The sequence below is a fragment of the Chitinophaga silvatica genome (assembly GCF_003419895.1).
GTDB classification, from domain to species: domain Bacteria; phylum Bacteroidota; class Bacteroidia; order Chitinophagales; family Chitinophagaceae; genus Chitinophaga; species Chitinophaga silvatica.
Genome location: NZ_QPMM01000011.1, coordinates 140,953 through 162,612, shown reverse-complemented (window position 1 = coordinate 162,612; position 21,660 = coordinate 140,953). Strand labels below are relative to the sequence as shown.

Below are 21,660 nucleotides of genomic sequence, written 5' to 3'. Positions count from 1 at the left end.
TTACAAATTTTGCTTTAGTGGAGCGCAAATCAATGGGCAAAAACCTAACGTTAACGGGCATAGGTATCCTGTTCAATTGTTCGGCACAACTGCGTAGATACCGGTGTTCTCCGGAAAAAGGCTTAGATTGTATTAGATTGTAAAGCTAGCATTCACATGACAACCGTTTACAGGCTAAACTTCATCAATAGGTATGTTGATTGTTATGTTTACAAATATAATGTTGTTTTGTAAACAAAAAAATCTTTTTTAAGAAATCGTGAAGAAATTATTACGCGGGGTGGGATAACCAGAAATTATGGGTCAGTCAATTTCCAACGTAGTGAGTTCACCTCTTACCAAATGCTTTATCAGGGCCTCTTCAGCCATTTTCAAATCTCTAAGTTTAAGGGCATTAACAATCTGACGATGTTCATCATCGGTCTGTGCATAGTCGTCCATCTGCAACATCTTACCTAATTTCATATGAAACAGCGGAATATTGCTAAACTGATAGAGCTCCATCAGCTTAGGATTAACAGCGCTGGCAACCAGCGTTTCATGGAATTTTACATCTGCTTCGCAAGCACCACCCAGGTAACCATTCTTTACCATACTGCTGAAATCCTCACAAATACGCTCCAATGCATTAATGTGTTCTTCACTGCAATGCAACACAGCTAAACGCAAAGCGCCCAGCTCCAGCAACTCACGTAACTGGCGGATCTGTTTAATATCCTCCTCGTTCATGGTCTTTACAAAATAGCCTCCCTTCTCCCCGAAGATCACCAGGTTTTCGCCCAGCAAACGGGTAAGCGCTTCTCTAACCGCCATGCGGCTAACTTCCATCTTTTTGGCCCATACATCTTCCTTCAGGCGCATTCCCGGCACCAGTTGGTTAGAAAGAATCTTACGGCGCAGTTCTACGTACACTTTATTGGCTAAGGAGTCTGTTTTCATAGATTAATTATGTAAACGAAATTTTTTATCAAAAGTAAACATTTTTTAGAGATACGCTAATTTATCTGTCGGCCCTCTCATACGTGGATCATAACGTACCCCATCGGTTGATACTGCAAAATTAATATTCCCATTCATTATTTAAAAAGGTCAACCTCCTATATCACTCATAATCTGTCAAATTACTATACTTTTTCAACCATTTCTACTACTCTTCTATCCTTTTCATACCGACCCGCTGCGAAAATGCAGAGATTTTTTATATTTATTGCTTATTTAAAACGTTTTAGCAAACTTTAGTAATGCAATATAATTCCCGTATTATTACTCTAAACATCAATCCATGGCAGTGAACAGAAGATCAGCGATAAAACAATTGCTCTTTGTATCTGCAGGACTGGCCATTCTTCCCTCCTGCCTACAAAAGACTACCCGCACGTCGATGACCTTAAAACATCTGAAAATCGACGGTGACCAGGAAAAAACTCTAGCCGAATTAGTAAACACCATTATTCCACCTACCAGCACACCGGGCGCCAAAGAACTGGGAGCACACCTTTTTACCCTTCTGATGCTGGATGATTGCTACAAAAAGGAAGATCAGGAAAGATGGATGAATGGCTTCAAAGCCTTTGATGCTGCCAGCAAGAAAATGAATGGGCAATCATTTCTTGAAAGTAGTCAGGACAAAAGAGATGCCCTGGTAACATCTTTAGAAGCTATCAAAGATGATAAGGATGATCTGTTCTACTTTTACAAAGCAACCAAACGCCTTACTATCCAGGCATATACCTCTTCAGAGTACTTCCTCACCAAAGTAAATGTTTACGAACTGGTGCCAGGACGCTATAAAGGTTGTGTTCCTTATACACCACAACCACGGAAACTTTCTTAACTGAACGACTGCCTAACTTTTAATAATTATGAGTATCAATAATAAAAGCGCTCAAAACCGTACTTTCGATGCCATCGTTATCGGCTCTGGGATCAGTGGCGGCTGGGCTGCTAAAGAATTTACTGAAAAAGGTCTCAAAACCCTGGTACTGGAAAGAGGCCGGGATGTAAAACACATAAAAGATTACCCAACCACTACCAAGTTTCCATGGGAATTCCCCCATCGTGGTCAGATACCCCAGGAAATTAAAGATGCCAATCCCGTAATCAGCAGATGTTATGCTTACAGAGAAGATGCACAACACTTCTTCGTAAAAGATAACGACCACCCATATGGCCAACCCAAACCATTCGACTGGATCAGAGGATACCAGGTAGGCGGTAAATCACTCATGTGGGCTCGCCAGACTCAACGGTGGAGCGATTTCGACTTTGAAGGACCCGCTCGTGACGGCTTTGCAGTCGACTGGCCTATCAGATATAAAGACATTGCGCCATGGTATAGCTATGTAGAGAAATTTGTAGGAATCTCCGGAAATAAGGATGGATTACCACAGCTACCAGATGGTGAATTCCTTCCGGCCATGGACCTCAACTGCGTGGAAAACTACTTCCAGGACGCTGTTAAGAAGAATTACAACGACAGACAGGTTATATATGCCCGTTGCGCCCATGTCACCCAACCCCAGCAAATTCACCTGGATCAGGGTCGTGGACAATGCCAGAAAAGAGATATGTGTCAACGTGGTTGTCCATTTGGCGGCTACTTCAGCAGTAACTCTTCTACCCTTCCATGGGCCGAAAAAACCGGGAATCTAACACTTCGCCCATTCTCCGTTGTACACTCTATTATCTACGACGAACAAAAAGGCAAAGCTTCCGGCGTAAGAGTAATTGATACCAACACCAAGGAAATGATCGAGTTCTATGCCAATGTAATTTTTGTAAATGCAGCTGCAGTCAATACAAATCTTATACTGCTGAACTCTACCTCCCACCGTTTCCCGAATGGACTGGGCAACGATAGCGGTATACTTGGTAAATACTTTGCCTTCCATAACTACAGAGGTCATATCTCTGCACAATACGAAGGTTTTAAAGATAGTACTACAGATGGCAGACGCCCTACCAGTGCGTATATCCCACGATTCAGGAATGTAAAGAAACAGGAAACTGACTTCCTGAGAGGATATGCCGCCGGATTTGGTGCTGGCCGTGGCTCCCATACCAATACGGATGGCTTCGGAAAATCATTGAAAGATCAACTGTTCAACAGCGAAGTAGATGGCTGGTATGTTGGTTCCCATATGATGGGAGAAACCATTCCCAAAGAATCCAATACAATTACGCTCGACTCACAACATAAAGACGAATGGGGCATTCCTATTATCAATATCGATGTAGCATATGACGATAATGATGAAAAAATGCTGAAAGACTTCTTTGAGCAAATGACGGAAATGTATACCAAAGCCGGATTTACAAATATCAGCACAGGCGACTCCAAACAAGCACCAGGGCTCGATATTCACGAAATGGGCGGAGCCAGAATGGGTAATGATCCAAAAACATCTATATTAAATAAGTGGAATCAGATGCACCTCTGTAAAAATGTTTTTGTAACAGATGGAGCATGTATGACCTCTACTTCTACCCAAAACCCCTCTTTAACATATATGGCCTTGACAGCAAGAGCTGTTGACTATGCCGTAACACAACTAAAGAAAGGGGAAATATAGTTTCTCGCAGAGAAGCAAAGATTAATATTAAGAAGCAAAGGATTTTTTTTAAGATTTAGAGATAGAAAGGAGTGTTTTAAAAGCTGCTGACAGGTTTCTGTTATTGTTGAAACCAATTAGAAGTTCCTAAAGCATTCGCTTCAATCCTTAAATCCTTAAAAAAAATCCTTTGCTTCTTAATATTAATCTTTGCGGCTCTGCGAGGAAAAAATCCCTACTTTGCATGGATGAAATCACTCGCTGAACTTATAAATACGAAAGAAAGTAGCTGGAAAAACCTGCAAAACCTACTCCATTCTGCCAGTAACCCTATCACTATTTTGCCAAAAAATGAAGAGCGGGCAGCTAAGTCGCTGTACTCAGCACAATTGAGTACCCGTTCTCCTATTGGTGCTGTAATTTTTGAAACAGGAGGAATATTGGCGGATCATGGATGGATAAGAATACTGGGATCGGGATGCCCGGAACTGGATCGTAGCCTTCCCGACTGGAATATCGGAAAATCGTATATACATGAAGGAGATGAACCTTTGTTTCTCTTAATAGCAGATGACATTCTTGGAGGTTTCTTTGCCATTAATACAGGGGGGTTGGAAGGCCAGGAAGGAATTGGAAGCGTATTTTATTTTACACCAGATACTAAGGAATGGGAGAATATGGAAATCGGGTATACAGATTTTATCGGGTTCTGTTGTAATGGAGATGTTGCTGGTTTTTACGAATCCTTTCGCTTTCATGGTTGGGAGAAAGCAATCAGTAATATAAATGGTAACCAGGTTGTCGTAAATCTTAATCAACCCGATCAACATACTATCAGTATTTCTGATGCATGGAACTTATCTGAACCATTCACTTTATAACATCTACAAAATGTTAAAATACTAATTCCATCTATTTCCGTATAGCAAATTGATATACATTTAACACCAGTAGCAATCAAATCTTAACTTCAAACCTTAATCATGTCTCACAACTTATTAAAAGGTAAAAAAGGAATTATTTTTGGCGCACTGGATGAAAAATCTATAGCCTGGCGAACTGCACTTCGTTGCGTTGAAGAAGGAGCAGAAATCGTGCTCACAAATGCTCCCTTTGCTATCAGAATGGGAGAAATCAATCAACTTGCCGCACAATGCAATGCACCTGTTATTCCTGCCGATGTCACCAATCTGGAAGACATTGAAAATCTTTTCATCAAAACAAAAGAGCATTTCAAAGGTGGAGTAGATTTTATTTTACACTCGATTGGTATGAGTGTAAACCTTCGTAAAGGCAACGAATATACGAATCTGAATTATGATTTCATGCAGAAATCAGTAGATATTTCAGCTATTAGTTTTCACAAAATACTACAAACAGCATATAAGCTCGATGCTATCAATGAATGGGGCTCAGTTGTAGCTTTATCCTTCATTGCAGCACATCTGGCATTTCCTAATTATAACGAGATGGCAGATATTAAAGCTATGCTGGAAAGTATCACAAGAAGCTTTGGCTATAAATATGGAATGAAGAAAAAAGTTCGTATCAATACTATCTCCCAATCTCCCACTTATACCACAGCCGGACAAGGCATCAGCGGATTTGATGGTTTTACCACTTTTGCGGAGAAAATGTCGCCGCTCGGAAATGCAACTGCCGACAACTGTGCCGAATTTGCAGTCACGCTGTTCTCCGACTACACACGCATGATTACAATGCAAAACATCTTCCATGACGGAGGTTTTTCAAGTACCGGTGTCACCGAAGCTGTAATTGCAACATTGGATAAATAATTTCATTCCCTAAAGCCAGCGTAAAGGCTTTAGGGATGATTTCAATTTCTCGCTGCTTGCATTACATAAATTCAATTGCAATTACCTGTTCTTAGAACCTTTTTTTATGTTCCGACAAAAAAAAATTGAATAATTAAAAAAACTGTTCTATACTTGCAGCCCGAAACAAAAGAAATAGTTCTTGTTTTATTGCCCAGATGGCGGAATTGGTAGACGCGCTAGACTCAAAATCTTGTATTCGCAAGGATGTGCAGGTTCGATTCCTGTTCTGGGCACTTATAAGCCTTACAAGTCATTGATTTGTAAGGCTTTTTTATTTTCGCGAGTGTCGGTTTTTCATGCTTTTTAGGCCTTTTTCCCACTATTTACGACACTCAAATGACACTCGCAATGACACTCAGAATTGCAGGCACTCCACCGGAACACAACCGGAATCTAACCAAGAGATTTTTGCATCAAAATCAGGTTAAAAAGGCATATTTGACACCCGGTTTGACACTCACTATGACACTCGCTGCTGGCAGTGAAGCCCAAGCCTATATGGCTGTTCTGCCATTTTGTGCAGGATGGTTTTTAAAATTATTTTCAAGATTGTTATTCCCGCTTTCTTTCAGAAACTTTCACCGGATGGTAGCTTGCTTTAGCTACCTTGTTTTTATTGTTGGCATGGCATACTCATTGGGCTTCTCTCCCGTAACCTTTAAAAATGAAACCCTATGAACATTGGAGAAAAGCTCAATAAGAAAGGAGATAAGATCTATTTCTTTTATGATTTAGGTCGTGGCCCCGGACAGCGACCTTCTACCGGCGTATTTATTTATGCTAACCCGCAAAACCAGATTCAAAAGAACTTCAACAAAGAAGCGCTGAAGATACTGGAGACTAAAAAGAGCCAGTTAACTATCGAACAGCAGGCGGTTGGTACACCGGTTATCCCTGCTCATAAATTCAAGGCAAATTTTGTTGAGTATTTTGAGGATTATATCAAATTAAATAAACGGGAAGGCAACCGGCATCTGGCCTGCTATCTTACCAAGTTTAAGGCTTATATCAAAAGTGATTTTATCTCACCGGTAGATATTACGGAGAATTTTTGTAAACGGTTCCGGCGGCATTTGTTGGATACATTGACTGGCGAAACTCCGGCCAACTATTATGCACGTTTCAAATGGGTTGTGAAAGCTGCTACGAAGGATGGATATTTCAGGAATAACCCGACAGAGGATATTCCGGCTGTGCGCAATCCTAGCGCTGCGTTGAAGGAACACCTGGAATCAGAGGAATATATTGCTTTACTTAACACACCCTGTTTTAACCAGCAAGTGAAGCTGGCCTTTTTATTTAGTTGCTATACCGGGCTGAGATGGGTGGATGTGAAAAGGCTGGAATGGCAGGATTTACAAGGTGGTACATTAATTACAAGGATCATACAGCAGAAAACCGGCAAGCCTGTAGTGCTTACCCTGCACCCTATAGCCCTTGCTATTTTGGAAGAGGTTAAACAACTGCCGCTAGGTAAGACAATTTCTACCAATAAAGTATTCAGCCTGCCTACAGCTAATGGTGCCAATAAGGTGTTAGGAGAATGGATTAAACGGGCTGGCGTGAATAAATACGTAACATGGTCTTGCGCCCGGTTAAGTTTCTCTATTCTTCTAAAGGATAAGAATGTGGATGATGTGACTATCGCGTATCTCATGGGGCATACCACTACAAGGCAGGTACAACAGACTTACAAAAGGCATAAGCCCAAAGATCAGTCGGAGGCGATCAGTCACTTGCCTTCTTTTAATATTGAGGGTTTCCTTTAGGCTAAAGCAACAGGGCTATTCGATGATGAATAGCCCTGTTTTACTATGCAGCTCTTAGTTTGATCTGCGGGGTTGCAGCCTGCACTGCCGCTGTTTCACCGGACAACTTCTTGTCTATATCTTCTTTCCTGTAATAACCACTATTGGTTTTGTAAACCCCATATTCTTCACAGTTCTTAGCAAATTGCGTTCAGCCAAGGTTACAATAAATCAGCGCTTCTTCTGGTTTTAGGAAGGGTTTAAAACAGAGTGCAATTGCTCGCATGATTAGTAGATCGTCACGTTATATCATATTGTATGGTTTAGTATTGGAATTTACCTTTCACAGGTGTAAGATTAGGGCTTTAGTTTTTGTGTAAAGAAAATCACCACTACGAGTAATCTTGCAGTGGTGGTGGTAAGATAGGTGTTAATCTTCATCGTCTTCGTCATCATCCTCGTCTTCTTCATTTTCATGGTAGTCCGAGATAATGTCTTCGGCTTCATGAATGGCATCCCGCTGCTCTTTTTCGTATTCCACTTCAATAGTGATGTGGCCCTCATCTTCATCTGTGCCTGTAATAGTATTGGTGATATCGTTTTCCAGTAACACATCGGCTACCCGGATCAGCACATCTACAGGAACGTGTAATTTGCGTTTTGTAATAACAGTTAACATACAATAATTGGGTTTAGAGATTTAGAGATAATTATTCTGAAAAGTTGAGTTCACGGAACTTTACTAGCGGCACCATAGCTGCCAGCGCAAAACGACAGGCAATGAGGGATGCTTTACGGCTAAGCGTTAAACGAAAGCGGGTATAGCCTTTCGGTTTAACGTTATGAACAATGCGGTCAAGGTTGTGTATGATGTCTTTTGCCAGCGCGGTGTAGGGATAATCAGCATGCAGTTGCCGGTAAGGACTTGCCGCCGCCATATCAGCAAACGAATCCCGTAAAAGAACTAATGTTTCGTTGGGTATAGAAGGCATATTGCTTAAACGAAGCATATTTTCCAACAGGCAGCGCAATCGAAGGCTTACCCATTTTACTGGCTGTATGGCATAGGTTCCCCAATATTGCTCTGGGTTTTCAAATATAAATGTGTAGTTATTACTATCCAGGCATTCCTGTACCGCTTCCAGTAGCCGGGAATATACCTGCTGATAGGGCTGGTCTTGTTGCCTTACCATATAATCTGGTTTATCTGCATTTGTTTTGGCTTCTGCCTGCAAAACTGCTGGTTCATTACCTGTTAAAGTATTAGTTTCTGCATCGGCTAATACCAATCCGTTCCGTTTGTAAAATGCTAACTGCTTGCAGGTATCACTACAATATTTACGGGTGCTTCGTAAGGCTTGCATCGGCGTGCCACAGTATTGACAGGTGGTAGTCATTGATTTCAGTTTAACGGTAAACGATATTGTTAATAGTCGAGGGCTTCATCCTGTGGACTGCCCTTAAAGTAGTAATTGTAATCACCCAATATGCCAATGATGTTTTGTAAGGCTTTCTGGTGTTTAGGGTTACCCTGTTGTTGGCTGATTTGTACCAGCAGGGTGCCTTCCTGCTCATTGATGCCTTCTACCTGCCAGTTTAAATGGTTATTGAGCAGGATGCGAATGATGTCCACTAAAACATCAATAGGAATAGTGTGTGAACTGGTTGTAGCCGGTTTGTTAGCACTTTGCATGGTGATGTGTTTTAAGTTCTTAATCCATCAGGGATATACCGTTTACAGTATGCCGATTATCGCTAATACTATTGTGATGGTTTTGTTTGTACCGCTTCTTCCACTTCTTTACCTGTTTTTTCAGCCTTGCTTTTTCAGGGCTCTGGGTTGGCGATGCCTGATACTTTTGTGTATATAACCAATAAGCCAGCAGACAGAGGCTCGCTATAACGATCAACGGATGAGCCAATAACTTATACCATTGTTGTAATCCCTCCTTTTCTGTAGGTAGTACACCAGATAGGCGGTTTAACAGGTCCTGCGGAGCTATAGGAGTTTTTGCTGCCTTTTCCTTTGCTGCTGTTGGATCAGGTGGTGCTTGTTTTGAGTCAGGTGTTATTGTTGACATACAGGTTGGGTTTACCGGTAAACGGAAGTCATTTTTACGTTTGCCGTTCTGTATGCAAAGATGAGAATAGCAAGAAGGCTGGTATCCCCCTATAGGGATACCTATGTTTTAAATGTAGTTAGTAGACTTCAAGTGAGGAGACCGTTTAACGGCAAGCTGTTTGTATTAACGGTAAGCAGTAGCAGTTATTTCCTGATCCGTTTAGCATGCTGCCGGATATCTTCATCTATAAGGGCAACAGCACTGTCCAGGTGAAGAACCGTAAAGTAAGGTCGAATGTATTGAAGGTCTGCCAGCAACTGTGCGCCTGCTTTGTGATCGGGTATTTTAGCGTATTTCTTATAGATGTCTGAATTTTGCAGGGTGGTAAACTTTATCCCTGTTAGCAGATGTGCCAGCCTAACTACATCACTGATATTGCCATTATCCCGGTGTTCTGTCTGGAAGCCTGCTTTGAGCAGGTAATATAAGGTGAGCAATTGCCGGTAGCGGGTCGCCTCTTTATTCGGTTCTTCTGTAGCAGGTGCAGTTACAGCTTCTATGTAAAGCCCCTCCGGCTCCTTTTGCAGGTAAAGAAAATGAATGGCCGAATCCAGCACGTTTTGACAGAGCTGGAGAAATTGACTGTTTTCATCTGCGGATAAGGATTGTTCAGCTCCAGGTAAGCTGTTGTATACCTCACAGGAATAAATTTCTTTTTCTGCCAATACGGTATTATCATAAAAATAAGCGTGAAAGCTCTTACTCACATAAGGTTTAAGGGTTTTGCCATAGCGTTTGAGTAACGCTAAATCCTTTGCTTTGTACTGATGCCAGAATTGATCACTATGAACACCCTCTTGCCGGGCCAATTGGACAATACTTAGCAGGTGTTCGGAAATTTCCAGTTGTTGCAATAAGGTGTAGTGCTCCATTATTGCCTCGTAGTCATGCTGGAATTTTTGTACCAGAAGCAGGGCAACATGGTTGCGGGGTGGGTTTAAGGGAGTTTCTTTCTTAGGCATGCTACTAATATAATAAAAACCGGTAATAATTCCCCCTCCCTTATTTGACGGGTAGCTTATCCCGGCTTGTTCCTTTCTTCCTCTTTTGTGAAGGACAAGAATACCTTTGTGGCTTTTACGATTACAGGATCATTGGTATGCAGAAAATCGTTTACCGATACGTGGTCAACGTAAAACTGTACCAATGCCTGTAAGGTACACTGGGTGATTTCCGTAAGAATATAGCTGTCGTGTGTGTGGCGCAGGGTAAGTCGCTTTTTCATATAAATATTTATTGCCGTTTATTATGCTTATGCAGTCGCTGATACCATTCTTTTATCAGGGCTATATAGCTCTTTGTATGATCTGCCTCACTTATCAGCGCGATTGTCTGTTGGGTATAGTATATACATATCTCTCTTTTAACCTTATCCGGGATCGCCGTAATGTGAATTGTATGCGTATAGGCAGCAAACACCGATGTAGCTAAAGAATAAATATCTTCTTCCTCGTTTAATACATAGGAGACTATTAGGATATGATCTATCCAGAACTGGATAGCTTCCTGCTCATCCACTCCCATTTGTTTGCAAGCTATTTGGAATTTTGCTGGCAGCAAAACCTCCATTGTTATGCTTGGCCCTGATCTATCGGGATTTCCAGAGGGGCGGTTAGGCTGTTGTCTCATGTGTAGTTGTTATAGGGAATACAATTGGTTGGCCTTTATCAAGTTCTTGTAGCTTTGTCTGGTAAAGGGATTCGGCTACGGACATTAATTCCTTTATTCTGTCTATGAGGATAGCAGCCTTTTCAGCAGGTACAGTATAATCTTCTTTATAACGGGCATCCGAATAAGCCTTGTTTAACAGGTTGAATAGTTCTGTTTCTTCCCTTGTCAATCGGGGAAAAATAACAGACGGTTCCATACTGAAGTTGTCAATCAGGGCCAGTAAGCGGGAAAGATTATGGGTGGTTGACCGGTATCCCGTGATTCCTCTTAATATGGCCATGCAGGTATGTTGTGCTGCCTGATGCAGGTTAAATACTGCCTGCTCCGGCCAGTTCTCCTGCTGGCAATCAGTGGCTGTCTTGAAAAACCGTTTGGCAGTAGTGAAACACCGGTTCCATTGGGTGGTAATCCGGATTTTAATCTCTTCTTTCGTTGGTTCAACGGGCAGTTCTGCTGTGAATGGCCTTCCGCTGCTGTAAACAGGTACCGCTTTACGGTAAACGGTAGTGTCAAAACGATAACCGATAGACAAGCCATCCATAAATGCTGCATACTTCTGAACCATACAGGTGATTTCACATGGCAATGATGCCGCTTGCTGTTCTATTAACTGGACAAGCTCGTATTCCGGTCGTTTTTCTGTATCTGTGGTTAGGATCAGCAAGTCAAATGTTGTCGGGAATATCATTTCCTGATAACCTTCCCCCGGCCAGAAGCAACTCCAATCCTGCATAATGGTAGTACGGGTGCCTAAGCACCAGATCAATTCTGGTTGCAGAACATGCAGGATTTTCTCTATCAGCTTTGCCAGTTGTATGACCTGCTGTTTGGAAAGATGGGGTAAATGTGTGCGCATAGGTACTTTTTAGGTTGTTTAGAGGTCGGTTTAGCTATAAACGGGAAGGGTTAACGTAAAAACGGTATTTCCCTGTTCACTTTGTACAGCAAGAGCACCGCCCAAAGCGTGTGCATACTGCGCGCTGAGAAACAGCCCTAGCCCCGTGCCTGCCAGGCCATTGTCTAACCTTTCGTATGGAATAAATAAGCGGCTGGCTTTTTCCGGTGGGATTTCCATTCCCTGATTGATAACCTGCATAGTGATTACGTTACCTTCCAGACTACATTTTACGGTAATAACAGTGCCGGGATGGCTGTATTTAAGAGCATTGGAGAGCAGGTTTTGCAGTATCTGCCCAAGTTTTACAGGATCTGTGGCAACCTGTGCATTTTCCAGCGAGGGATGCAGTATAAGGCAAATATCCTTTTGTTGCAGGGCCGCAGTCCTTTCTTGTTGGCGAATGAACGGTGTTATCCATGACCGGAAATCAATCTGGCAGTAGGCAGGTGTAATATCCAGTTTACCGTTATGGAATTTTACGGTAGCAAGCATATTGTCCAATATATGTAAGGTATCAAGGGTTGTCGTTTCCAACGCCTGAAAGAAGGCCTCTGACTTGCTGCCTTCGCGGATATACCTGCAGACCTGTACAGTACCGGCTACCTGTGTGCGTAGCTCATGGGCAAACATACCGAGGAACAGTTCTATAGTCTGTGGGGCGTTTTTTTGAGCTAAGGCAGCCGGGGGCAATGGGGTAATAATGTTGTTTTCAAATGAGATTGGCATAAATGGCTAGTTTAATGGTGTTAAGGGAGATGGTTGTCCATAACAGTTCCGGTAGCGTATTGCACTACTGGCGGCTGTTAGATACCTGATTCGTGTGGTAAATTACCATCCCCGGTAACCGTAGCCCACCAAGCAAGCCTGTGCATTAACAAAAAATAGTTGTATTTTACCGGGTAGTTAACCGGGAATAACCCTTGGTATCTCACCAGCCCGGATGAAGTAGGATACCAAATTATTAGTTTTCAATATCTTTGTGACTATGACAATTACCAGTATGCCTGAAAAAGTACATCAAGGACGCGCGGTAAAACGCCTTAGAGAAATCCTGCATGTTAAACAGGATGTATTGGCTGATGCCCTCAATATCAGCCAACAGAGTGTTTCTTTATTGGAAACCAAAGAAACCATTGAGCCGGAGCAGTTGGAATTGATTGCCAAGACGCTAAAGGTGCCGATAGATGCTATTAAGAACTTTAATGAGGAGGCGGCTATTTATAATATTCAGCATAATTATGAAGGGGCCACTGCAAACTCTACTCACTTTGGCCGCGACTATTTTAACTGTACATTTAATCCTATGGATAAGTACATCGAGGCAATGGAGGACATAAAGAAGTTAAATGCTGCTCTTTTAAAAGAAAAAGATGAGAAGATTGCGTTATTGGAGAAGATGCTGTCAGATAAGAAGAAATGACAAGTTAAGATAATACTGCGCTTCTAAATTAGAAATAATGCCGTTAGATCTTTCTCAAATTTTAGTAATAGGCGTTTCCAGCCGTTCGTTATTTAATTTGGAAACTGAAAACCAAATATTTGACGAACAAGGGATTAAAGGATACTGTAAGTTTCAATTAGAACATGAAAACGACCTACTTGAGCCTGGTACAGCTTTCCATTTAGTACAAAGCTTATTGCACCTTAATCAAGATGCTAAAAAAAGAATCGTAGAGGTCGTTGTTATGTCAAGGAATAGTCCTGAAACTGGCGTACGTATAATGAATTCTGTAAGAAGGCATGATCTTGATATAACAAGAATGGCTTTTAGTGGAGGCGAGCCGCTTGCTCCGTATATAGATGCTTTTGACATAGATTTATTCCTAAGTAAGGATGAGAAAGATGTTCAAACGGTAATTGATTCAAAAGAATGCGCTGCGGCTTTTATTTACGCTCCACCAACATCGTTTAATCCAACTGACAATCGTGTTAAAATTGCCTTTGATGCCGATGCTGTTTTGTTTTCAGACGAGTCAGAGCATCGCTATAAGACCGAAGGTATGGATGCCTTTCATAAATATGAACAAGAGCATGAAGATGAGCCATTGAATGAAGGCCCATTTGCAAAATTATTAATCAAATTATCAAAGATTCAAGAGGAGCTTCCTACTTCCATTGAACTTTCGCCTTTGAGATTAGCAATTGTTACTGCACGAAATGCGCCTTCTCACATGCGCGTCATTAAAACGCTAAGAAAATGGGGCGTATATGTTGATGAAGCCTATTTTCTAGGGGGACTCTCAAAAGATAAGGTTTTAAAAGCATTCGGTGCTCATATATTTTTTGACGATCAGGAAGTACATCTAAAACAAACCTCTCTCGTTGTACCATCAGGCCAAGTACCATACTCATCTGACTCTCCTTTAAAACGTTTACCCATAGAAAGCAGTGCCTTAGCAAAGTTGGAGGTTGTTTCAAATATTGAAAAGAAAGAATATCCTGGAACTATTTAACATAGAGACACTTTAGGTAAGTAACTTAAAAAGGAATCCAATTATAATTATAACTGGAATTGCCTAAAACTTAAAAGTGATTTTTTAGGTTTCAAGTATATATCTTCTTACGGTAAGATCAATATCATGAGAATTTATTCCGCCATTGGGATTTTCTTCCGTAATAATTAATATTTTTTCGTCACCTTCCTTAGCTTCTGTATGTAAAACAAAACCGTCTTTCAAATAGCTTTCTAATTTCTTCAGCCATTTCTCTCTGTAATTCGTTTTTGTCATCATCCCTAAGTGCTCCCAATAGAAACGCTTACCAGTTGAAAGATTGTCAATCGTGAAATCAGGTTTTATAATCCTCGTTGAAATATCCAGTTTCAATTTATCTTCATAAGCATACGTAATTTGTCTTTTATATTTATTCAGACAATTAGCAATGATCACTTCATTTTTGCTCAACATTGGTTCTCCTCTCTCGCTTATGTTTACATACCTTGCATCATACCATTTCTGTTTCAACTGCTTCACTTGAGGTAAATGGAAAAGATCCGTGAATCTTCTTGCAGTGGAAGATGCATCTGTTGAGGCTAAGCGAAGGAAATCTTTAAAGTCGCCTTGATGCAAAATGATAATCTTCTTTTCCTGCCTTGTTAAAGCAGTATAAAGTAGCTCACGACTTAATAATGCCCCTTTGGAAGGCATTATAAAAAAAACCTTTTCAAAACCACTACCCTGAGATTTATGTACCGTTATTGCGTAAGCTAATTCCAAAGAATACTTTCCCTCTTCGCCAAATTGGTCGGGCCAAAAGACATAGCTATAGCTAGGCTGAGTAGAGAATGAAATTTCAACGTTAGGCTCGCCCTTGCGATCGTTATCTTTACCTCGAAACTCTCCCGTAATAATACCGATTTCACCATTAGCGATATAATTTAATGCTTCGGTTTTCTTTTCAGAAGGTTTTATCTTCTGCCAGTTTTCCCAACGCGTATTCCTTAAATTAATGACTTTATCTCCATAAACAATATTGTCATTTCCTTTGGGTTTTGCAACTTTTCGTTTTTGGAAATAATTAGAATTCTCTGGTTGAATGTTTAAAGCCAAATTAATGAAAGGTTTCCGGTACGTAGTTTGAAAGAATTTGTTCACCTCCTTCACGCCGTAACCATAGCCGTTTACCGGAGAAATAACCTGCCATTTCTCAATTTCCTTTTCTGCATAATCATAATTAAAGTACTGGTAGTCGCCAAAATCCTTCGCTCCAATCTTTCTGTTAAATGATTTAATGATATCGTTTTTGTCTAAAGGAAGTTCCTCTGCGATAATTTGTTCAAAAAGCTCTCTGAAATCTTTACTCTCGTACCATTTTGCTAACCGGATATGGTCCGATTTTATTGATCCGGATGCTATCGCATGAAATGCCTCTAAGTCTTCCTTAGTAGGCTCATCGCTGAAACAACGACTTAGTACGACATCCCAGCGAAAATCGCCTGTATTGCTCTGCCGTCTAATTTTTCTTAATTCTGCATATGCAGCACCAGAAAAAATGTTCTCCTTTACAAATACTTTCGGTTTAATCTCATTCACAATATCAACAAAAGGTCTACCTGTCCCAATTGGGGGTAATTGCCTATAATCACCTACTAAAATAATTCTGTCAACTGGCCCCAAAGCGTCAAACAAAGCAGCCAGTTGTTCCTCGGTAAGCATTGACGCCTCATCTATGATGATATTTTTTGCTGATGAATATTTTCCTGCTTCCTCATTAATGAAATAAGTACCAGTCATTGGGTTATACCTGTCAGGATAAAGAAACTGAGCAATTGTTTTTGCGTCATGGCCTAATTTAACCCTCGCTTTACCTGTTGGAGCCAATTTCAATACTCCACCACGAACAATTTCATCCTGTTTCTCAAAAATTTCTAGCAGTGATGTTTTTCCCGAGCCGGCCGGGCCAATTAATACTGAAAACCTGTAATTCGTCAAGACATTCAAAGCTTCCGCTTTTTCGTTCCTAGCTGTTATTTCATCTATATAATCGGGGCTATGGGTATCCAAAGCGGGAAACTTCTTATGACTATTTATGAGTTTTAACCAGTCCTTTTCAATGTTATACGGCTTTGTTAAAACCTGCCCAATATTCAAACGCTGCCTGATTATGTCCTTTAATTCAGCTATTCTCTGTAGTTTAAGAAATAGAGTAGGATTCGTTTTACTTGGTAGAATTGAGGTTACTTCTTCAACAAAAAAATCTTCCTCTGATTGTGTAGTTAAAATATCTTCATCAATTGGAAATGGCTCATCCATTGCTTTAGCTTTCATTCTCTCCAACACCTCATCAAAGGGCAATAAAGAATGGCCTTCGGCTGCAGCTTCCTCCAAAATGAAAATTGTAAATGCTCTTACTCTTCTTTCATCTAAACGGTCTTTTAAAGCAGATTCTTTTGTTAACGGAAATGCTAATTGAATTTTTTCCGGTGGAAGCAGTGCTTTGTCGATCTGGCGAAAAGAAATTCCGTATCCTTCAAACCTGGTCTTTTCATAAAGCAAGTATAGATTCTCGATTATCTCCTGTATCGAACCGACTAATTCAGCATGTTTTGTAAGTATAAAGTTAGCTTGATCATTATTTAGTTGGCAACGACTAAGTTGTTTATAAAACTCTTTCTTCTTTCCAGGCTTGCCTTTCCAAATTCTTTGAGCAGTTGCATTAAAGAGTTTAGCCCCTCTTGTCTTTATGTACTTCTCTGGCTCTGCAATACTTTCCTCAAATATTGTCCAAGGATTGGTCTGTAAAAGGTTGCCATCTTTCTGAATGATATGCTTTTCAATCTCCCATGCGATGGTATTGCCATCTTCTACGTTTAGTGCACTAAGGACCGGCCCCATACCAGGAAATGCTCCACGCATGTTCCAAATGGCTGAAATTTCTGCATCAATCCAATCCAATTCCTTTCTAAAAGATTTTTCCAGCAATACCTCAGACTTTTTCAAGCTCTCAGCAATATTCAAAAGAGCATCGATAGCCGTATCATGTTCAACTAACTCAGAAGCAAAAGAGAACTGTTTGTAATCCGGTGCAAAAGCAGCATATTCCTTTAATTCAATTTCAGTGCTCTTCTGCTTGGTATAGTCTAATATTTCGTGGTAAGGAAGCAAAAAACCATCGGGATTATTTGTTGTTAAGGTATGTTCAACGCATCTGTCCCAGGGATGACTTTTGTGACCTTGATAATTTCTATCAAAATTGTATTCAAGTATCGATCCTGGTTCATTCTTGACTTTGGCTACTCCAACTATTATTCTCTCATTCGGATTTGAAAACGGAGTGTCTTTGCAATAGAAAAAAACAAGAGACTCCTGCTTTTTAAGACAACCAAAGAAGGCATCCAATAAGATCTTCTGATTGGCTGGGTGTTGGACCCAGATATTGCCGGCAAACCCCAATTTAATATCGACCTGCTGTTCTAAGTTTGCATCATAATCTAACTCAAATACATTAGCTTTTTCAGAGTAATGGGGATTGTCATCACTTCCTTTATTCTTCATCATCCACAAAAATGGAACAGCGTTAAAAGAGAAGGGCTTATGATAATAAATACCTGGCTTAAAATCTTTGAACATTGGATTAATCGTTGTCCAGGCATGGCTCAATTCTCTTGTATAACTATAGGGAGAAAGGAAGGTTCCTTTCTCCGAAATGCAAGGAGGGAAGTTATCTTCCGTGATTGTAGTATCGGAAGGCTCAATATCAGGGTTCTTCGTCGCATCAACTCTGGGCAAAATTCTACAAAAAGAATTATCTAAAACACTGCAACAAGTTTTGCCATTCCACTTATTGTCATGCCAAGGTACTCTGGCTGATAGATGTTTTATCGGTAAGTTTTTGTTCATAACGATTAAGCAATCTGAAGATCAGTTTTTAAACAACAGCGAATTAATTACAATATCCCTTTTTCTATTAAAAGTTTCAACATTTTTCCAGAGTCCGATTTGCTGAATTTTTCGGCTTTGGTCGTGTAAATTGGTTGATTGATCTTCCAATTTTTCATTTCCTGATAAATCACGTTAATGTCAGTAGTCCTTTTATCTATGGCAACCTTTAAAACCGTATTGTAAAGCTCTATCTTGTCCGTTTCCTTGTTGATGAAGGGCTGTTCATAAATGCTGAGCATATTTTCTATGGCCTTCACAAACCCCCTGTTTTCTGGTGCCGATAGTTTGTTCAATACTTGCTTACTGTATTTGGGATTTACAATATACACTTCCTTGTTATTTGCAATCTTTTTTGAAATAAGATAGGGATTACGCTTTAAGTCATCCTTTAGTTCGGAACTGTATGTTCCAAAATTGGAATTAATAAAATTATACTGTTTTGAAAAAATAGGCTGTAGATAATTGGTATTGAACACATTTTTCTGCAAACCTACATCTCCGTATGTAACACCAAGCTTGTTTTTCATGCAAGCGACCATTAAGGCCATTTCCCAATCAATATTCTGAATGTTATTTACAGGTTGGGCAGCACGTTTTTCAAAGGGGGCTGCAGCAAGATTGTTCCAGCTTATCGTTGATGTTGTCAATTCGATTGCTTTTCCATTAGATTTAATAACAGGTTCCCCTTTTTCTTTCAATTCAAACGCTTGATGCAGAAAGGCTTTGAGCAGTTGGTCGGTAGCTTGTTGGTTAGCGATGATGTACTCTTTTAATTGCTTGGTTTTGGCAAACCGGAATTCGATTTCTTGCACAATACGTTTTTGTTCGGAAAATGGAGGAAGGGGAATATCTATGTCTCTAATTGTTCCCATTGAAAGACTCGGCTGTGCAGTTGCCTTCATATGTTTAAACAATTCTCTTTGCCCGATATTTGATAGTAAAAAGTAGTTAAAAAACATAACGTCTATCGTTTCGTCACACCCTTCGAAAGGCTCCATTTTTGCAACATTTGGAGCTAAATGCCATCTGCGATTCTCATTAAATGTTGCAACATCTCCGATTCCGGCTCCAATAAAAGTTACGAGTAAACATTTTTTTGTAAGAGAACATCTTTCTAAAGAAAAAGATGTTCTCTCGTCAATATAAAGCAATTTTGTTTTATCGATGTATAATGGCCTTACATTCTGAGCTCTCACTACAGGAATTTCTCCTGCTTCTTTAAGCTTAATATGTTTAGTATATTCAAAACCTGCTAGTTTGGTAACAAAGAAAATATCATCTACTTTGCACCAAATCCAACTTTCAGGTATCCGATATTCGTCCGTATAGCTTACGGACTGATCAGTTGATTTTCCTATTTTTAATTTCTTCGACTTAATCAGAAAATCCTTTTGAGCTTTAATACGTTTAAGCAGATCATCTGCAGGCTCGTCTTTATCATCTTGTGGCACTAATTTTCCCTGGACCGCTTCCTGCAAAATGGCTTGATTGAGCTGATCGATGAGGTTGAGTTGGTAAGAAAGTTCAATATTGAGATTATCAATTTTAGATCTGGTTTCTAAATACAATGTTTCAATCTCCTGTTGTTTTTCAATCGGAGGTAAAGGAATTTCCCAATCAAGAACATCGTAAGGCCTAATTGCAGCATAATTAGTTGAACCTACTGCCTTTATTTGATCCTGCAATATTCTAAGTTGTGAAATAACCTCTAAGTACTTCGGTCTTAATCTATTTTCATTCAACTCAAATAAAAAATAGTGACTACTTACAATTGCACCATCTAAATGATCTGGAACAAAGCCGTATCCTCCAACTTTTGCATCCATTTCCGCAACAATGAAATAGCCAGCTCTGCAAACTTGCTGTTTCTTAGTTCTGATCTGAGAACCTTTTAGATTCTCTCTTAGAACTACACCTTTACGATGCAGCTTTACTGTTACTAACTTATACTCAGTTTCATCATTAATTTCAACGAAGCCTTTTCTATGTGAGATAACTTCTTTAAGCCTTACTGTTTCCCAAGTCATTTCAAATATTCTTTAATTCATTCAACAAACGAACCGATTTTTCAAATGATTTTTCAAGGTTTTCAATTATTGTCTTCGGATTATACATAATTTCCTCCACTCTTTTATTCGGGTTCTTTATATCCAAATCATAATTACGGTCAATAATGGTTTGTATGGGCACCTTCCAGGCCACTTCATTTTCATGTCTTTTCTTCCACCACGCCTTTAATGATTCAAATTCTTCTATGCGTATAGGTTTCGTTTTGTTATAGGCTTTGGCTCCCTCAGGCAAAGTGTGTTCGTAATACCAAACCTCTTGTGTAGGTTTACCCTTCTCAAAGAAAATGAGGTTGGTATTTACAGTAGCATAAGGAGCAAAAACGGATTGGGGTAACCGCACAACGGTGTGCACGTTACAATCTTCCAACAACTTTTGCCTTACCCGTTGTTTTACCCCATCGCCGGTCAAGCTGCCATCGGGCAATACAATACCTGCCCGTCCACCCTCTTTAAGTAATTGGATAAATAGTATCAGGAACAAATCTGCACTTTCTTTCGTGCGGTAATTCAAAGGAAAATTGGTTTCCATACCATCACCGACGACGCCACCAAAAGGTGGGTTTGCTATAATGATATCTACTCTATCCTTTTGTCTGATGGAGTTATATTCACGACTCAGCGAATCACCGTTTTCGATCTGAGGCACTTCGATATCGTGGGTAATCAGATTTATCACACTCAGCATAAAAGCCAAAGGCTTCAATTCCGTTCCGGCAACGGTCTTTTGCAAAGTTTGTTTATCTATTACATTCCTTACTTGTTTCTTTAGGTGTTCAATTGCACAAACTAAAAAGCCAGCAGTACCACAGGCTGGGTCCGAAATTTTCTCACCCAGTTTCGGGTTCACCATATCCACAATAAATTGTGTTACAGCTCTTGGAGTGTAAAATTCGCCCGTGTCCTTCTTGGTAGCCAATCCTTGAAGTATCTCTTCATAAATTACATTAAAGACGTGATGTTCCTTGCTGCTGTTGAAGTCGATTTCGTTGAGTTTATTAATTGCCTGGCGAAACGTAGTTCCGCTTTTCATATAATTGTTGGTTCCTTCAAATATTTGCCTGATAATGATGCCTAATTTATCATTCGTGCCGACCTTGAGGTTTTTGAGCGCTGGAAATAAATGATTGTTGACAAAATTGATGAGCTCATCTCCAGTCATACCTTCATCGTTCTCCGCCCAGTTACGGTATTGGAAAGCAGATGGGATTGGCGATTTATATTTTCTATCGAGGATTTCCTTTTCCTTGTCCTTGTCGTCAAAAAGTTTCAAAAATATCATCCAGCCCAATTGTTCAATGCGTTGAGCGTCTCCACTCAAGCCAGGATCTTTACGGAAAACATCCCTGATTGATTTTATTATACCTCCAATATTGCTCATTTAT

The 21,660-nt window shown here is 40.2% G+C and carries 21 protein-coding genes and 1 tRNA gene; 9 read left to right on the top strand and 13 right to left on the bottom strand.

The annotated features are described in order from the left end of the window. Window positions 1–303: 303 nt before the first annotated feature. Window positions 304–939: a GntR family transcriptional regulator gene (locus tag DVR12_RS20180; protein ID WP_116977604.1), complete on the bottom strand. Its 636-nt coding sequence runs from the start codon at window positions 937–939 to the stop codon at window positions 304–306. Between the two features lie 343 nt (window positions 940–1,282). On the opposite strand from DVR12_RS20180, the gene DVR12_RS20175 reads away from it, so the two are divergent. The 7 genes from DVR12_RS20175 (at window position 1,283) to DVR12_RS20145 (ending at window position 7,158) form a co-directional block, all read left to right on the top strand. Beyond that, on the top strand, window positions 1,283–1,834 hold the full coding sequence (locus tag DVR12_RS20175; RefSeq protein ID WP_116977603.1) for a gluconate 2-dehydrogenase subunit 3 family protein: 552 nt from the start codon (window positions 1,283–1,285) through the stop codon (window positions 1,832–1,834). 28 nt (window positions 1,835–1,862) lie between these two features. After that, window positions 1,863–3,572, top strand: coding sequence for a GMC oxidoreductase (locus DVR12_RS20170; protein WP_199417159.1), 1,710 nt, complete (start codon window positions 1,863–1,865; stop codon window positions 3,570–3,572). A gap of 227 nt (window positions 3,573–3,799) precedes the next feature. Then, entirely contained in the window at window positions 3,800–4,432 is a 633-nt protein-coding gene (locus tag DVR12_RS20165) for a DUF2625 family protein (RefSeq protein WP_116977601.1), read from the top strand. Between the two features lie 102 nt (window positions 4,433–4,534). Further along, window positions 4,535–5,347, top strand: coding sequence for an enoyl-ACP reductase FabI (locus DVR12_RS20160; RefSeq protein WP_116977600.1), 813 nt, complete (start codon window positions 4,535–4,537; stop codon window positions 5,345–5,347). 191 nt (window positions 5,348–5,538) lie between these two features. Continuing rightward, a tRNA-Leu gene (locus DVR12_RS20155) sits at window positions 5,539–5,622 on the top strand. A 115-nt stretch (window positions 5,623–5,737) separates the two neighbouring features. Next, a complete protein-coding gene (locus tag DVR12_RS20150; RefSeq protein WP_116977599.1) occupies window positions 5,738–6,067 on the top strand; it encodes a hypothetical protein in 330 nt (109 codons plus the stop codon). After that, complete coding sequence (locus DVR12_RS20145) at window positions 6,064–7,158, top strand: site-specific integrase (protein WP_116977598.1); 1,095 nt, start codon at window positions 6,064–6,066, stop codon at window positions 7,156–7,158. The genes DVR12_RS20150 and DVR12_RS20145 overlap by 4 nt, the downstream gene beginning before the upstream one ends. Window positions 7,159–7,567: 409 nt before the next feature. On the opposite strand, the gene DVR12_RS20140 is transcribed toward DVR12_RS20145, so the two are convergent. The 9 genes from DVR12_RS20140 to DVR12_RS20100 all read right to left on the bottom strand — a co-directional run bounded on the left by DVR12_RS20140 (window position 7,568) and on the right by DVR12_RS20100 (window position 12,555). Further along, window positions 7,568–7,816 (bottom strand): hypothetical protein, encoded by a 249-nt coding sequence (locus DVR12_RS20140; RefSeq protein WP_116977597.1) that lies wholly within the window; start codon window positions 7,814–7,816, stop codon window positions 7,568–7,570. Window positions 7,817–7,847: 31 nt separating this feature from the next. Next, window positions 7,848–8,534: a hypothetical protein gene (locus DVR12_RS20135; protein ID WP_147323498.1), complete on the bottom strand. Its 687-nt coding sequence runs from the start codon at window positions 8,532–8,534 to the stop codon at window positions 7,848–7,850. A gap of 29 nt (window positions 8,535–8,563) precedes the next feature. Next, entirely contained in the window at window positions 8,564–8,830 is a 267-nt protein-coding gene (locus DVR12_RS20130; protein WP_116977595.1) for a hypothetical protein, read from the bottom strand. Window positions 8,831–8,849: 19 nt separating this feature from the next. Continuing rightward, window positions 8,850–9,218, bottom strand: coding sequence for a hypothetical protein (locus tag DVR12_RS20125; RefSeq protein ID WP_116977594.1), 369 nt, complete (start codon window positions 9,216–9,218; stop codon window positions 8,850–8,852). A gap of 185 nt (window positions 9,219–9,403) precedes the next feature. Then, complete coding sequence (locus DVR12_RS20120; RefSeq protein WP_116977593.1) at window positions 9,404–10,222, bottom strand: hypothetical protein; 819 nt, start codon at window positions 10,220–10,222, stop codon at window positions 9,404–9,406. Between the two features lie 56 nt (window positions 10,223–10,278). Then, window positions 10,279–10,485 (bottom strand): hypothetical protein, encoded by a 207-nt coding sequence (locus DVR12_RS20115; RefSeq protein ID WP_116977592.1) that lies wholly within the window; start codon window positions 10,483–10,485, stop codon window positions 10,279–10,281. Window positions 10,486–10,493: 8 nt separating this feature from the next. Further along, window positions 10,494–10,889 carry a hypothetical protein gene (locus tag DVR12_RS20110; protein ID WP_116977591.1) on the bottom strand — a complete coding sequence of 132 codons (396 nt, stop codon included), beginning with the start codon at window positions 10,887–10,889 and terminating at the stop codon, window positions 10,494–10,496. After that, window positions 10,873–11,787: a HEPN domain-containing protein gene (locus tag DVR12_RS20105; RefSeq protein WP_116977590.1), complete on the bottom strand. Its 915-nt coding sequence runs from the start codon at window positions 11,785–11,787 to the stop codon at window positions 10,873–10,875. The genes DVR12_RS20110 and DVR12_RS20105 overlap by 17 nt, the downstream gene beginning before the upstream one ends. Before the next feature lie 30 nt (window positions 11,788–11,817). Then, window positions 11,818–12,555, bottom strand: a complete 738-nt coding sequence (locus tag DVR12_RS20100) for a sensor histidine kinase (protein ID WP_116977589.1) — start codon at window positions 12,553–12,555, stop codon at window positions 11,818–11,820. A 259-nt stretch (window positions 12,556–12,814) separates the two neighbouring features. Here DVR12_RS20100 and DVR12_RS20095 point away from each other — a divergent pair, with 259 nt between their 5' ends. Then, window positions 12,815–13,249, top strand: a complete 435-nt coding sequence (locus DVR12_RS20095; protein ID WP_233522431.1) for a helix-turn-helix transcriptional regulator — start codon at window positions 12,815–12,817, stop codon at window positions 13,247–13,249. 37 nt (window positions 13,250–13,286) lie between these two features. After that, window positions 13,287–14,282 carry a 5'-nucleotidase gene (locus DVR12_RS20090; RefSeq protein WP_116977588.1) on the top strand — a complete coding sequence of 332 codons (996 nt, stop codon included), beginning with the start codon at window positions 13,287–13,289 and terminating at the stop codon, window positions 14,280–14,282. Between the two features lie 84 nt (window positions 14,283–14,366). Here the strand turns inward: DVR12_RS20090 and DVR12_RS20085 are convergent, their stop codons facing one another. Genes DVR12_RS20085 through DVR12_RS20075 form a run of 3 tightly spaced genes read right to left on the bottom strand, consistent with a single transcriptional unit; the run spans window position 14,367 to window position 21,656 of the window. After that, window positions 14,367–18,167, bottom strand: coding sequence for an AAA family ATPase (locus DVR12_RS20085; RefSeq protein ID WP_116977587.1), 3,801 nt, complete (start codon window positions 18,165–18,167; stop codon window positions 14,367–14,369). 47 nt (window positions 18,168–18,214) lie between these two features. After that, a complete protein-coding gene (locus tag DVR12_RS20080) occupies window positions 18,215–20,236 on the bottom strand; it encodes a restriction endonuclease subunit S (protein ID WP_116977586.1) in 2,022 nt (673 codons plus the stop codon). Between the two features lies 1 nt (window position 20,237). After that, the gene (locus DVR12_RS20075) at window positions 20,238–21,656 is read right to left on the bottom strand and encodes a class I SAM-dependent DNA methyltransferase (protein ID WP_116977585.1); all 1,419 of its coding nucleotides are present in this window, start codon (window positions 21,654–21,656) and stop codon (window positions 20,238–20,240) included. Between the last annotated feature and the right edge of the window lie 4 nt (window positions 21,657–21,660).

Bases quoted from the DNA above. Each gene is read 5' to 3' on its own strand.
- DVR12_RS20180 (WP_116977604.1), bottom strand. From the start codon at position 939: ATGAAAACAGACTCCTTAGCCAATAAAGTGTACGTAGAACTGCGCCGT.
- DVR12_RS20175 (WP_116977603.1), top strand. From the start codon at position 1,283: ATGGCAGTGAACAGAAGATCAGCGATAAAACAATTGCTCTTTGTATCT.
- DVR12_RS20170 (WP_199417159.1), top strand. From the start codon at position 1,863: ATGAGTATCAATAATAAAAGCGCTCAAAACCGTACTTTCGATGCCATC.
- DVR12_RS20165 (WP_116977601.1), top strand. From the start codon at position 3,800: ATGAAATCACTCGCTGAACTTATAAATACGAAAGAAAGTAGCTGGAAA.
- DVR12_RS20160 (WP_116977600.1), top strand. From the start codon at position 4,535: ATGTCTCACAACTTATTAAAAGGTAAAAAAGGAATTATTTTTGGCGCA.
- DVR12_RS20150 (WP_116977599.1), top strand. From the start codon at position 5,738: ATGACACTCAGAATTGCAGGCACTCCACCGGAACACAACCGGAATCTA.
- DVR12_RS20145 (WP_116977598.1), top strand. From the start codon at position 6,064: ATGAACATTGGAGAAAAGCTCAATAAGAAAGGAGATAAGATCTATTTC.
- DVR12_RS20140 (WP_116977597.1), bottom strand. From the start codon at position 7,816: ATGTTAACTGTTATTACAAAACGCAAATTACACGTTCCTGTAGATGTG.
- DVR12_RS20135 (WP_147323498.1), bottom strand. From the start codon at position 8,534: ATGACTACCACCTGTCAATACTGTGGCACGCCGATGCAAGCCTTACGA.
- DVR12_RS20130 (WP_116977595.1), bottom strand. From the start codon at position 8,830: ATGCAAAGTGCTAACAAACCGGCTACAACCAGTTCACACACTATTCCT.
- DVR12_RS20125 (WP_116977594.1), bottom strand. From the start codon at position 9,218: ATGTCAACAATAACACCTGACTCAAAACAAGCACCACCTGATCCAACA.
- DVR12_RS20120 (WP_116977593.1), bottom strand. From the start codon at position 10,222: ATGCCTAAGAAAGAAACTCCCTTAAACCCACCCCGCAACCATGTTGCC.
- DVR12_RS20115 (WP_116977592.1), bottom strand. From the start codon at position 10,485: ATGAAAAAGCGACTTACCCTGCGCCACACACACGACAGCTATATTCTT.
- DVR12_RS20110 (WP_116977591.1), bottom strand. From the start codon at position 10,889: ATGAGACAACAGCCTAACCGCCCCTCTGGAAATCCCGATAGATCAGGG.
- DVR12_RS20105 (WP_116977590.1), bottom strand. From the start codon at position 11,787: ATGCGCACACATTTACCCCATCTTTCCAAACAGCAGGTCATACAACTG.
- DVR12_RS20100 (WP_116977589.1), bottom strand. From the start codon at position 12,555: ATGCCAATCTCATTTGAAAACAACATTATTACCCCATTGCCCCCGGCT.
- DVR12_RS20095 (WP_233522431.1), top strand. From the start codon at position 12,815: ATGACAATTACCAGTATGCCTGAAAAAGTACATCAAGGACGCGCGGTA.
- DVR12_RS20090 (WP_116977588.1), top strand. From the start codon at position 13,287: ATGCCGTTAGATCTTTCTCAAATTTTAGTAATAGGCGTTTCCAGCCGT.
- DVR12_RS20085 (WP_116977587.1), bottom strand. From the start codon at position 18,167: ATGAACAAAAACTTACCGATAAAACATCTATCAGCCAGAGTACCTTGG.
- DVR12_RS20080 (WP_116977586.1), bottom strand. From the start codon at position 20,236: ATGACTTGGGAAACAGTAAGGCTTAAAGAAGTTATCTCACATAGAAAA.
- DVR12_RS20075 (WP_116977585.1), bottom strand. From the start codon at position 21,656: ATGAGCAATATTGGAGGTATAATAAAATCAATCAGGGATGTTTTCCGT.